At 61.0% G+C, this 12022-nt stretch carries 12 protein-coding genes; all 12 read left to right on the plus strand.

The annotated features are described in order from the left end of the window. The first annotated feature begins 104 nt into the window (after positions 1-104). Complete coding sequence (gene fabG / locus BCY88_RS10545; RefSeq protein ID WP_120344201.1) at positions 105-854, plus strand: 3-oxoacyl-ACP reductase FabG; 750 nt, start codon at positions 105-107, stop codon at positions 852-854. Between the two features lie 151 nt (positions 855-1005). Next, positions 1006-1245: an acyl carrier protein gene (gene acpP, locus BCY88_RS10550; protein WP_004197638.1), complete on the plus strand. Its 240-nt coding sequence runs from the start codon at positions 1006-1008 to the stop codon at positions 1243-1245. A 329-nt stretch (positions 1246-1574) separates the two neighbouring features. Further along, a complete protein-coding gene (gene fabF / locus BCY88_RS10555) occupies positions 1575-2813 on the plus strand; it encodes a beta-ketoacyl-ACP synthase II (protein ID WP_120344202.1) in 1239 nt (412 codons plus the stop codon). Positions 2814-2882: 69 nt separating this feature from the next. Then, positions 2883-3314, plus strand: a complete 432-nt coding sequence (locus BCY88_RS10560) for a protein YgfX (protein ID WP_310796116.1) — start codon at positions 2883-2885, stop codon at positions 3312-3314. Positions 3315-3415: 101 nt separating this feature from the next. Further along, positions 3416-4015 (plus strand): RNA polymerase sigma factor RpoE, encoded by a 600-nt coding sequence (gene rpoE / locus BCY88_RS10565; RefSeq protein WP_006051939.1) that lies wholly within the window; start codon positions 3416-3418, stop codon positions 4013-4015. Between the two features lie 82 nt (positions 4016-4097). Further along, positions 4098-4724, plus strand: coding sequence for a sigma-E factor negative regulatory protein (locus tag BCY88_RS10570; RefSeq protein ID WP_120344289.1), 627 nt, complete (start codon positions 4098-4100; stop codon positions 4722-4724). Positions 4725-4728: 4 nt separating this feature from the next. After that, a complete protein-coding gene (locus BCY88_RS10575; protein ID WP_120344290.1) occupies positions 4729-5772 on the plus strand; it encodes a MucB/RseB C-terminal domain-containing protein in 1044 nt (347 codons plus the stop codon). Positions 5773-5809: 37 nt separating this feature from the next. Beyond that, positions 5810-7327 carry a DegQ family serine endoprotease gene (locus tag BCY88_RS10580; RefSeq protein WP_120344203.1) on the plus strand — a complete coding sequence of 506 codons (1518 nt, stop codon included), beginning with the start codon at positions 5810-5812 and terminating at the stop codon, positions 7325-7327. After that, entirely contained in the window at positions 7324-7602 is a 279-nt protein-coding gene (locus BCY88_RS10585; protein WP_120344204.1) for a glutaredoxin family protein, read from the plus strand. Before BCY88_RS10580 ends, BCY88_RS10585 begins: the two co-directional genes overlap by 4 nt. A 234-nt stretch (positions 7603-7836) precedes the next feature. Continuing rightward, positions 7837-9630: a translation elongation factor 4 gene (lepA, locus tag BCY88_RS10590; RefSeq protein WP_120344205.1), complete on the plus strand. Its 1794-nt coding sequence runs from the start codon at positions 7837-7839 to the stop codon at positions 9628-9630. An 18-nt stretch (positions 9631-9648) separates the two neighbouring features. After that, positions 9649-10542: a signal peptidase I gene (gene lepB, locus BCY88_RS10595; protein WP_120344206.1), complete on the plus strand. Its 894-nt coding sequence runs from the start codon at positions 9649-9651 to the stop codon at positions 10540-10542. Between the two features lie 174 nt (positions 10543-10716). After that, positions 10717-12009 carry a ribonuclease III gene (gene rnc, locus BCY88_RS10600; protein WP_120344207.1) on the plus strand — a complete coding sequence of 431 codons (1293 nt, stop codon included), beginning with the start codon at positions 10717-10719 and terminating at the stop codon, positions 12007-12009. Positions 12010-12022 lie beyond the last annotated feature (13 nt).

The following is a 12022-nucleotide window of genomic DNA, read 5'->3' on the forward strand; positions in this document are numbered from 1 at the left end:
CGCCGCGTCATAAGGTACAAGCAGGGTGCAAGCAGGGCGCGAGCAAGCCGCAAGCGCGACATCAAGAATCAATCAGCCCTCCGAAAGGGCATCCGGACTGACAGATGGAAAAGACTCTCGACAAGCAAATTGCAATCGTGACGGGCGCGTCGCGCGGCATTGGCCGTGCGATCGCGATGGAGCTGGCGCGCCAGGGCGCGACGGTGATCGGCACGGCAACCAGCGAAAGCGGCGCGGCAGCGATCAGCGAAGCCTTTAACGCGGCCGGCGTGAACGGCCGTGGCGCGGTGCTCAACGTCAACGACGCCGCCGCAGCCGAAGCGCTGATCGACGGCACCGTGAAGGAATTCGGCGCGCTGCACGTACTGGTGAACAACGCCGGCATCACGCAAGACCAGCTGGCAATGCGCATGAAGGACGACGACTGGGACGCGGTGATCGACACCAATCTCAAGTCGGTCTTCCGTCTGTCGCGCGCGGTGCTGCGTCCGATGATGAAGGCGAAGGGCGGCCGTATCATCAACATCACGTCCGTGGTCGGCTCGGCCGGCAACCCGGGGCAGGTCAATTACGCAGCCGCGAAAGCGGGTGTGGCAGGCATGACGCGCGCGCTGGCGCGCGAGATCGGCAGCCGCGGTATCACCGTCAATTGCGTCGCGCCGGGCTTTATCGATACCGACATGACCAAGACCCTGCCGGAAGAGCAGCAAGCCGCGCTGAAGACGCAGATTCCGCTCGGCCGCCTTGGCAGCCCGGACGATATCGCGCATGCCGTGGTGTTCCTCGCGTCGCCGCAAGCGGGGTATATCACCGGCACGACACTGCATGTGAACGGCGGAATGTACATGTCGTAACCAAATTCGGTTACTATCCGCGCCTTGATGCGTTTGCAAAAGCGTAAGGCGCATGCCTTGACAGGAACCCGATGCGCCGCTTTTTTGCCGGGTCAAACCTGATAAAATGCGCGCACCTGTATTTTTGAACTTCTTTTCCCTTGGAGGGGTAATGGACAATATCGAACAGCGCGTCAAGAAGATCGTCGCAGAACAACTGGGCGTTGCAGAAGCTGAGATCAAGAACGAAGCTTCGTTCGTGAACGACCTCGGCGCCGACTCGCTCGACACCGTTGAACTCGTGATGGCCCTCGAAGACGAATTCGGCATGGAAATTCCGGATGAAGAAGCCGAGAAGATCACCACCGTTCAGCAAGCGATCGACTACGCTCGCGCGAACGTCAAGGCCTAAAGTCATTCGCGCCTGCGTTTCTGCGTTGGCGGCGTATGACGCCCTGCCGTGTCGGTTTCCGACGCCAGCAGGGCTGGCGCTTTTTGCCGTGCAGGAGCCAGCGATGTTGACAGCGCAACTTTTCGCGCGATTGCCGACTTTCAAGAAAACGCCGGGCCGCCCCGCGTTTTCCGCCCCGAAGGAAATCCCCTTGGGGGATTGCCCCCCTTGGGGGGACCTGGCGCGCAGCGCCAGGGGTAGGGGCGGCTAACAGCCACAGGGCACACAGGGCAGGTTCCTGTGGCCGCTGTGGCTTTTGTGCTTTTGTCATCTATGAAAAAGGGGTTACCGTGAGCCGCCGTCGTGTTGTTGTTACAGGCCTGGGGCTGATTTCGCCTGTTGGCAATAATGTTGCCGACGGCTGGGCCAATCTGGTCGCCGGCAAGTCGGGTATTGCCAATATCACGAAGTTCGATGCGTCGAACTTTTCGACTCGTTTCGCCGGCGAGGTGAAGGGCTTCAATATCGAGGACTACATCCCCGGTAAGGAAGCGCGCCACATGGATACGTTCATCCATTACGGCGTCGCAGCCGGCATCCAGGCGATGCAGGACAGCGGCCTCGAAGTCACCGACGAAAATTCGGAGCGCATTGGCGTGGTGGTGGGCTCGGGCATCGGTGGTCTGCCGATGATCGAAGTGACGCAAACCGAACTGCTGAACCGCGGCCCGCGCCGTATTTCGCCGTTCTTCGTCCCGGCGTCCATCATCAACATGATCTCGGGCCATCTGTCGATCAAGTTCGGCATCAAGGGTCCGAATCTGGCGATCGTGACCGCGTGTACCACGGGTCTGCATTGCATCGGCGAGGCTTCGCGCCTGATCGAATACGGCGACGCCGACGTGATGATCGCAGGCGGTGCGGAATCCACTGTGTCGCCGCTGGGTATCGGCGGCTTTGCGGCGGCGCGTGCGCTGTCGCAGCGCAACGACGATCCGGCAACGGCGAGCCGTCCGTGGGACAAAGATCGCGACGGTTTCGTGCTGGGCGAAGGCGCCGGCGTGATGGTGCTCGAAGAGTACGAACACGCGAAGGCCCGCGGCGCGAAGATTTACGCCGAAGTCGGCGGCTATGGGATGAGCGGCGACGCCTATCACATGACCGCGCCGCTGGAAGACGGCGACGGCGCGCGCCGCTGCATGCTGGCCGCGCTGAAGAACGCGGGCGTCAACGCCGACCAGGTGAATTACCTGAACGCGCACGGCACCTCCACGCCGCTCGGCGATCTGGCTGAAACCACCGGTATCAAACGCGCTTTCGGCGACCACGCCAAAGACATGGTCGTGAATTCGACCAAGTCGATGACCGGTCACCTGTTGGGCGGCGCCGGCGGTCTGGAGTCCGTATTCACCGTGCTGGCCGTGCATCATCAGATATCGCCGCCGACGATCAACATCTTCAATCAGGATCCGGCCTGCGATCTCGATTACTGCGCCAACACCGCGCGGGAGATGAAGATCGATATCGCGCTCAAGAACTCGTTCGGGTTCGGCGGTACGAACGGCACGCTGGTCTTCAAGCGCGCCTGATTGTCCGATCGTTTGGTGACCTGCCAGTCAGAAACGCCGGTTTGCCCGGCGCTTTCTCCCGAATCGGCAATGCCCGAAGGAGCGGCGCAACGGATTACGTTGCGCCGCTCCTTCGCCATGCGCGCCGCTTCAGGGGTGTTCATCCTGATCGCGACATTGGCCGCCTATCGCTGTTTCGCGTCGCATCTGGGGACGTGGCAGGCGGCTCCGTTGACGTTTGCCGTTTGGGTGCTGTTGACGCTGTGTGCGGTAAAACATGAGCAAGCGCAGCCCGTCGCGCTGAAAATCGGCCCGGATGGCCTGTCTGCGTGGAACCGCGCAGGCGGTTTGCTGACGCAGGGCCGCATTGCCGGCTGTTCGCAATGGAGTGGCCGCCTGCTTGTTCTGGCGCTGGTGCCGGACCATGGTCGCGCCCGCACGCTGCTTCTTGCGGCCGACGCGCTGCCAGCGCGGGTTTTCCGGGAACTCGCCGTGCTGGGCCGGCGTGGCGCCGGTGCGTGACTGTAACGACTGTAACCGCTGTTACCGGAGTAACGTGCCGCGATGATGGGGACGCTACAATGGTCCCCCGCCATGCGCCCTATAGTTAACGGATTTATCAGGTGAGCGAAAAAGAAATTGATCAGGTGCTGGTCGAGCGCGTCCAGAAGGGCGACAAGGCCGCGTTCGAGCTTCTGGTCTCCAAATACCACCGTAAGATTCTCCGGCTGATCTCGCGCCTCGTGCGTGACCCAGCCGAAGTGGAAGACGTCGCCCAGGACGCCTTTATCAAGGCGTACCGGGCGTTGCCGCAGTTTCGTGGGGAATCGGCTTTTTATACGTGGTTGTACCGGATTGCCGTCAATACGGCTAAGAACTACCTTGCAACCCAAGGGCGGCGCGCGCCGACTTCGACCGAAGCAGATGCTGAAGAAGCTGAAACTTTCTCGGACGCCGACCAACTAAGGGATATCAACACGCCTGAGTCGATGTTGATGAGCAAGCAGATCGCCGAGACGGTCAATGCTGCGATGGCGGTTTTACCGGAAGAGTTGCGCACCGCCATTACTCTTCGTGAAATTGAAGGTTTGAGCTACGAGGAAATCGCTGAGATGATGGGTTGCCCAATTGGCACAGTCAGATCACGAATTTTCCGCGCTCGCGAAGCCATTGCGGCAAAATTGCGTCCGTTGCTTGACACACCTGAAGGCAAGCGCTGGTAAACACCAGTCCGCCGGGCGGGGCGCGGGTGCAATATCTGGATTAGTGGTGTCACTACGGGGTATTCGTAAGATGGGGAGCATCATGGGGTCGGTCTCGATGCAATCGCAAGCCAGCTCGCGCGGCGAGCGTCTGTCCGCTTTTGTCGACGGCGAGTTGTTCGGCGAAGAGCATCTGAACACGTTTGTTTCTGAACTGGACGGCGAGGATCGCGCCGCCTGGTCGTGCTATCACCTGATCGGCGACGCGTTGCGTTCTGACGATCTGGCGGTCAGCCCGGCGGCGAGCAGCGCGTTCCTGAGTGGTTTTGCCGCACGTTTCGACAATGAGCCACACGTGCTCGCACCTGCAGCCATGCCGGTTGCGCGCCGTTTGCTGGCGCTGCGCCGCCGCGTTGTGCCGGCCTTTGCTGTCGCCGCTGCCGCTGCCACGCTGACGTGGATTGTCGTGCCGCAACTGCAAGGCGTGCCGGGCGGCCCTGGAGGCGCGCAAATGGCGTCGCTCCAGTCGCATGGCGATTCGCTGCAGCGCGTGGCCATGGCGTCGGTGCCCGTTGCGACGGTTCAGCCCGTTGCGCAAGACGCCAACATCATTCGTGACGCAAGTCTCGATCAGTATCTGGAAGCTCACCAGCAATTCGCGCAACAACCGGTCATGCCGGGCTCGATGCCGCTGATTCGCGCTGCCGCTGTTTCTACGCAAGGCCAATAGTTTGATGCAGACTCCGCGGTTGATTAAAACGACTATCTGGGGGCGGCTGCCGGCATTTCTGTTCTGCGCAGCCGTATTGTTGTCCGCCACACCGCGGGTCTTTGCCCAAACCGACGATCCGCTCGTCGCCCGTCGCACGGCTGCGGAGCTGCTCGATCGGATTCATCAAGCCGCCCAGCAGCAGAACTACGAGGGCGCCTTCGTCTATCAGCGCGGCAATTTCGTGCAGACGTCGCGGATCGCGCACTATGCGACCCGCACTGACGGCGAATTCGAGCAACTCGAAAGCCTCGACGGCAAGCCGCGCAAAATGCTTCGCCACAACGAAGATCTCTACACGTTCGTGCCCGAGCGGCATCTGTGCGTGGTCGAGAAGCGCCAGAACAAGGATTCATTCCCCGCGCTGCTGGCCGTTAGCGGTGAGCAGGTGCTGTCCGTATACGAGCCGAAGCTGCTCGGCGACGACCGCGTTGCGGGTATCGACAGCCAGGTGATCGAGCTCGACCCGAAAGACGCGTACCGCTTTGCTTACAAGCTATGGGCCGACAAGAAGACGGGTCTGCTGCTGCGCGCGCAGACGCTTGACCCGAATGGCCAGGTCCTCGAGCAGCTATCGTTTTCGCAGATTCGCATTGGCGTGCCGGTCGACAAAACCGCCATCGCCAACGGCATTCGTAATTTGACGGGCTGGACGGTGGTGCGTCCGCCGGTCGAGCCGGTCGATATGGCCGCGCAAGGCTGGCAAATCACGCCGACCGTGCCGGGCTTCCACAAGATTCGCGAACTGCGTCGCCCCATGGCTGCGCGGGACGCTGGCCAGCCGACCATTCCGGTCGATCAGGCGGTATTCTCCGATGGCCTCGCGGCCATTTCGGTGTTCGTTGAGCCAGTCGAGAACAACACCCGCAAGGAAGGCGCGGGCAGCAGCGGCGCCACACACGTGCTAGTCAAGCGGCGCGGCGACTTCTGGATTACTCTGCTTGGTGAAGTGCCCCAGACCACATTGCAGCAATTTGCGTCTGCCATAGAATATAAAGCTCCGAAGTAATCTTCCGAATCACTCGAATCCCTCGGCTTGCTACGATATGACGACTTTCTCGGTGCGCAAATTCCTCGCGGCCGCGGTGGTAGTGGCGTGTTTGCCGCTCATGCCGCACACGGCGTCGGCGGCTCCCGCAGCAGCCAATCTGCCCGACTTCACTGACCTCGTCGACAAGGTTGGCCCAGCCGTCGTCAACATTCGCACAACCACGCGGGTGTCGAACAGCGGTGCCCGTGGCGGATTGCCGCCAGGCATGGACGACGGCGATATGTCGGAGTTTTTCCGCCGCTTCTTCGGCATTCCGTTGCCGCAGTCGCCCCAATCGCCGGGTTCGCCGCGCGGTGGGGATAACGGTGGGAGCGGTAGCGGCGGCAGCCAGGATTCGCCTGACAACAGTGATGCTGAACAGAACAGTGGCGTCGGCTCGGGCTTCATTCTGTCGGCAGACGGTTACGTGATGACCAACGCGCACGTCGTGGACGACGCGGATACGATTTACGTCACCCTCACGGACAAGCGCGAGTTCAAAGCCAAGCTGATCGGCGTGGACGATCGGACCGATGTTGCGGTTGTGAAGATCAGTGCCGCCAATTTGCCGACCATCACGATCGGCGACTCTAACAAGGTCCGCGTGGGCGAATGGGTGGTCGCGATCGGGTCGCCGTTCGGTCTTGAGAACACGGTGACGGCCGGTATCGTTAGCGCCAAGGGGCGCGACACGGGCGATTATCTGCCGTTCATCCAGACTGACGTGGCCGTTAATCCGGGGAACTCGGGCGGTCCGCTGATCAATATGCAGGGCGAAGTGATCGGCATCAATTCGCAGATTTACAGTCGCACGGGCGGCTTCATGGGTATCTCGTTCGCGATTCCGATCGACGAGGCGATGCGCGTGGCCGATCAGCTGAAAACCTCGGGTAAGGTCGTGCGTGGCCGGATCGCGGTGGCGATTGGTGAAGTGACGAAGGACGTGGCCGATTCGCTCGGTCTGCCGAAAGCGCAGGGCGCGCTGGTCAGCAGCGTCGAGCCGGGCGGCCCGGCGGACAAGGCAGGCGTGCAGCCTGGCGACATCATCCTGAAGTTCAATGGCCATTCGGTCGACACGGCAACGGATCTGCCACGCATGGTCGGCGATACGAAACCGGGCACCAAGTCGACGATTACGATCTGGCGCAAGGGTCAGACGCGCGATCTGCCGGTCACGATCGCCGAGATGCAGCCGGACAAGACTGCCAAGGCCGATGACAAAAAACCGCCGGCGCCGAAGCAGCGCGCTACGAACGTTTTGGGTCTTGCCGTTAGCGATATCCCGGCTGACCAGATGAAGGCGCTGAAGCTGCACAACGGCGTGCAGATCGACGCGGTAGACGGCCCGGCCGTGCGTGTCGGGCTGCAAAAGGGCGACATCGTCTTGCGTGTGGGCGACACGGATATCACAAGCGCGAAGCAGTTCGACGACGTGATTTCTCACCTCGACCCGCAGAAGATGGTTGCGCTGCTGGTTCGTCGCGGCGAGAACACGCAGTTCGTCCCGGTTCGCCCGCGCAGCGCCCAGAAATGACCGGGGTGGCGCCGCTCACGCTTTACGGGCGCGCGTGGTGCCATTTGTGCGACGACATGCATGCGGCACTGGCACCTTTGCTGGCCGAGTTCGGCGCGCAGCTCGTCGTGATCGACATTGACACCGATCCGGTGCTGGAAGCCCGTTATAACGAACTGGTGCCGGTTCTGGTCTGCGACGGCGTCGAACTGTGTCACTATCATCTCGACGCAGCGAGGGTTCGTGCCGCACTCACCGCACGCTGTGCGGCAGCGCATTCGGAATCCAGATGTTAGCGGTCATGCATTTGGAGTCCATATATTCGGAGCCTGATTAAGGGCTCAAACCGGGCGCGAACGTGCGCCGTTCACACCCCGTTTCACGCTTCTCCTGAGCCGTCTTTTCCGCCCGAGCCTCGCAAGATGCGCCGGGCGACAGCCTTTTCGGCTAAAATAGATAGGTTTTTCACCTACTTACAAGGCGTGCTCCGCTATTGTCCGAGCGCGCCTTTTTTGCTTGATCGGCACTGAATGGATCATATTCGTAACTTCTCGATCATTGCGCACATCGACCATGGCAAGTCGACGCTCGCCGATCGCATCATCCAGATCTGCGGTGGCTTGTCCGACCGCGAGATGGAATCCCAGGTGCTCGACTCGATGGATCTCGAGCGCGAGCGCGGCATCACGATCAAGGCGCAAACCGCCGCACTGACGTATAAGGCCCGTGACGGGCAGATCTACAACCTGAACATGATCGACACGCCGGGCCACGTCGACTTCTCGTATGAAGTCAGCCGCTCGCTGTCGGCCTGTGAAGGCGCGTTGCTGGTTGTCGACGCAAGCCAGGGCGTGGAAGCGCAAACCGTGGCCAACTGCTACACGGCGATCGAGCTCGGCGTCGACGTGATTCCGGTGCTCAACAAGATCGACTTGCCGGCCGCCAATCCCGAGAACGCAATCGCGGAAATTGAAGACGTGATCGGCATCGACGCAACCGATGCCACGCATTGCAGCGCGAAGACCGGCCTCGGCGTGGAAGACGTGCTCGAAGCGCTGATTGCCAAGGTGCCGCCACCTAAGGGCGACACGGAAGCGCCGCTGCAAGCGTTGATCATCGACTCGTGGTTCGACAACTACGTGGGCGTCGTGATGCTCGTGCGCATCGTGAACGGCACGTTGCGTCCCAAAGACAAGATCCGCATGATGGCGACCGGTGCGCAGTACCCGGTCGAGCATATCGGCGTATTTACGCCGAAGTCGAAGAACCTTGAATCGCTGTCGGCGGGGCAGGTGGGTTTCATCATCGCCGGCATCAAGGAATTGGCTGCCGCGAAGGTGGGTGACACCGTGACGCTGGTGAATCGCCCTGCTCCTGAGCCGCTGCCAGGCTTCAAGGAAGTGAAGCCACAGGTGTTCGCCGGTCTCTATCCGGTCGAAGCGAACCAGTACGATGCGCTGCGCGACTCGCTGGAAAAGCTGAAGCTGAACGACGCCTCGCTGATGTACGAGCCGGAAGTGTCGCAGGCGCTCGGGTTCGGTTTTCGCTGCGGCTTCCTCGGCCTGCTGCACATGGAAATCGTGCAGGAGCGGCTCGAGCGCGAGTTCGACATGGACCTGATCACCACGGCGCCGACCGTGGTGTACGAAGTCCTGCAGCGCGACGGCACGACCATCATGGTCGAAAATCCGGCCAAGATGCCGGAGCCTTCGAAGATCGAGGAAGTGCGTGAGCCGATCGTCACCGTCAATCTGTACATGCCGCAAGATTACGTCGGCTCGGTGATTACGCTGTGCACGCAAAAGCGCGGCACGCAGATCAACATGCAGTATCACGGCCGCCAGGTGCAGTTGACCTATGAAATTCCGATGGGCGAAGTCGTGCTCGACTTCTTCGATCGTCTGAAGTCGATTTCGCGCGGCTATGCGTCGATGGATTACGAGTTCAAGGAATACCGCGCGGCGGATGTCGTGAAGGTCGACATGTTGATCAACGGCGACAAGGTGGACGCGCTGTCGGTCATTGTGCACCGCTCGCAAAGCCAGTACCGCGGCCGGGAAGTGGCGTCGAAAATGCGTGAACTGATTCCGCGTCAAATGTACGACGTCGCGATTCAGGCCACGATCGGCGCGAACATTATCGCGCGCGAGAACATTAAAGCGTTGCGTAAGAACGTGCTGGCAAAATGCTACGGCGGCGATATTAGCCGTAAGAAGAAACTGCTGGAAAAGCAAAAGGCAGGCAAGAAGCGAATGAAGCAGGTCGGGTCCGTCGAGATTCCGCAAGAAGCTTTCCTCGCGATTCTGCGTGTCGAAGACAAATAAGACGAACAACGGAACCCTATGAATTTTGCGCTGATTCTTTTTGTGCTCGTCATTTTGACGGGCGTCGCATGGGTCGCAGACAAACTGGTTTTCATGCCGCAACGGCGCCGCGCGGCAGATGCTGTGGTCGCCGAGTTCGACCGCCAGCAGGCACGCGTGGGTGAGCGTTTCGCCGACGAAAACGCGGCGCAAACCCGTGCCCGTCTGCGTGACGACAAGCTGCGTCAACCGTGGTGGCTCGAGTATTCGGCCAGCTTTTTCCCGGTGATTCTGGTGGTGTTCGTGGTGCGCTCGTTTGTGGTCGAGCCGTTCAAGATTCCGTCGGGTTCGATGGTGCCGACGCTGCTGGTGGGCGACTTCATCCTCGTCAATAAATTCGACTACGGTATCCGTCTGCCGATCGTCAACACGAAAATCACCGAAGGCCGTCCGCTCGAGCGTGGCGACGTGGTGGTATTCCGCTATCCGAAAGACGAATCCGTCGATTACATCAAGCGCGTGATCGGCCTGCCGGGCGACACCGTTGCCTATCAGGACAAGCAACTGACGATCAACGGTAAGCCGGTGCCGGAAACCCCGCTGCCTGACTATCTCGACGAAGAACGCCTCGGCTACGCAAAGCAATTTGAAGAAGATCTCGACGGCCGCAAGAACGCGATTCTGAACAACCCGGCCGTGCCGCCGTTCATCGTCGGCGCAGAAGACTATCCGTATCGCGATAACTGCACGTACAACGCACGCGGCGTGATCTGCAAAGTGCCGCCCGGCAATTACTTCATGATGGGCGACAACCGCGACAACAGCGCGGATAGCCGTTACTGGGGTTTTGCGCCGGACAAGAATATTGTGGGTCGCGCATTTTTTATCTGGATGAACTTCAGCGATCTGAAACGCATCGGCTCATTCCACTGAGCACGCTTGCTTCGATCGCACGACACGTCGCGCTGGTGCCCACTCTTCGGTCATCCTGGTCGCGGCGTGTTGTGACGCTACTTTAAGAATCTGCGGTAACGTCGCTTCACTACGCTTTTTCCGCTGGCCGTCCCGCGTTTTCGCCGGGGCAGGCGCCCGCGTTATACTCTGCCCATGCCCCTATCTCCGTTGGAAAGCCGTCTGCGCTACGAATTTCGCAATGCGGAATTGTTGCGCCAGGCTTTAACGCACCGCAGTCATAGTTCCACGCATAACGAACGGCTCGAGTTTCTTGGCGATTCCGTTCTAAATTGCGCGGTGGCTGCGCTTTTGTTCCAACGTTTCGGCAAATTGGACGAAGGCGACCTGTCGCGCGTCCGCGCCAATCTGGTCAAACAGCAGTCGCTTTACGAAATCGCTCAGGCCCTGAATATTTCCGAAGGCCTGCGTCTCGGCGAGGGCGAGCTGCGCAGCGGCGGCTTCCGCCGCCCGTCGATCCTGGCTGACACGCTGGAAGCCGTGCTGGGCGCGGTGTTCCTCGACGGCGGGTTCGATGCGGCACAGACGGTCATCAAGCGCCTTTACGTGCCGATTCTCGATCACATCGACCCGCGCACACTCGGCAAAGACGCCAAGACGCTACTGCAGGAGTATCTGCAGGGTCACAAGATCGCGTTGCCCACGTACACGGTCGTCGCTACTCATGGTGCGGCGCACAATCAGCAATTTGAAGTCGAATGCACGGTGCCCAAGCTGGACGTCAAAGTGTCCGGCTCCGGCGCGAGCCGTCGTGCGGCCGAGCAGGCTGCGGCCAAAAAGGCGCTCGACGAGGTGATGGCGGCCGCACCCGCGGTGGTCGCCAAGCCGAAGCGCTCGAAGGGCGCTCGTGCGGCGAAGAATGCCGAGCAGGAGATCGTGCCCGGTGTGACCGGTGTACAGGCCGCGCTCGATTTGCGCAGCCCGGATCGCAAGAGCGAGCGTGGTGCCGCTCGGGGCGAGGTTCGCAACGCGCCTGCGGCGGAGGAGCGGCCGGCTGTGACTGCGACGTCCGCGCCGTTGGCTGTGATTCGCGCCGCGCATGTGGAATACAGCGGACAGGACAAGTCGGAGCGCGCGGAAAGGGCGGACAAGGCAATCGGCCATCCGGGCGACAGATCGGTGGACAAGGCAGCAGCGGATAAGGCAGCCGAAAAGCTGGACACCAAATCCGCAGAAGCCAGATCCGAAGGCGCGAAGCCTGCGGATGCGAAGCCCACAGATGCAAAACCTGCAGAAGCGAAGCCCACAGAAGCAAAGCCCGTTGACGCCAAACCGGAAGCCGCCGCCGTGCGCATCGCCGACAAACACCGCAGCCGGGACACCACACCTGGCGCAGCCGTGCCCACGACCGGCGTGCAGGCACCCATCGAAGACGAACCCGGCGTAGCCGACGCGGTGCAAACCCGTGTCGCCGATGCGGGCCATTGATTGCCATCGGCAC

It is taken from the genome of Paraburkholderia fungorum (assembly GCF_003610895.1).
GTDB classification, from domain to species: domain Bacteria; phylum Pseudomonadota; class Gammaproteobacteria; order Burkholderiales; family Burkholderiaceae; genus Paraburkholderia; species Paraburkholderia fungorum_B.

Excerpts from the sequence above, each read along its gene's own strand:
- BCY88_RS10580 (WP_120344203.1), top strand. The coding sequence starts at position 5,810 with ATGACGACTTTCTCGGTGCGCAAATTCCTCGCGGCCGCGGTGGTAGTG.
- lepB (WP_120344206.1), top strand. The coding sequence starts at position 9,649 with ATGAATTTTGCGCTGATTCTTTTTGTGCTCGTCATTTTGACGGGCGTC.
- acpP (WP_004197638.1), top strand. The coding sequence starts at position 1,006 with ATGGACAATATCGAACAGCGCGTCAAGAAGATCGTCGCAGAACAACTG.
- lepA (WP_120344205.1), top strand. The coding sequence starts at position 7,837 with ATGGATCATATTCGTAACTTCTCGATCATTGCGCACATCGACCATGGC.
- fabG (WP_120344201.1), top strand. The coding sequence starts at position 105 with ATGGAAAAGACTCTCGACAAGCAAATTGCAATCGTGACGGGCGCGTCG.
- BCY88_RS10575 (WP_120344290.1), top strand. The coding sequence starts at position 4,729 with ATGCAGACTCCGCGGTTGATTAAAACGACTATCTGGGGGCGGCTGCCG.
- BCY88_RS10585 (WP_120344204.1), top strand. The coding sequence starts at position 7,324 with ATGACCGGGGTGGCGCCGCTCACGCTTTACGGGCGCGCGTGGTGCCAT.
- BCY88_RS10560 (WP_310796116.1), top strand. The coding sequence starts at position 2,883 with ATGCCCGAAGGAGCGGCGCAACGGATTACGTTGCGCCGCTCCTTCGCC.
- rnc (WP_120344207.1), top strand. The coding sequence starts at position 10,717 with ATGCCCCTATCTCCGTTGGAAAGCCGTCTGCGCTACGAATTTCGCAAT.
- BCY88_RS10570 (WP_120344289.1), top strand. The coding sequence starts at position 4,098 with ATGGGGTCGGTCTCGATGCAATCGCAAGCCAGCTCGCGCGGCGAGCGT.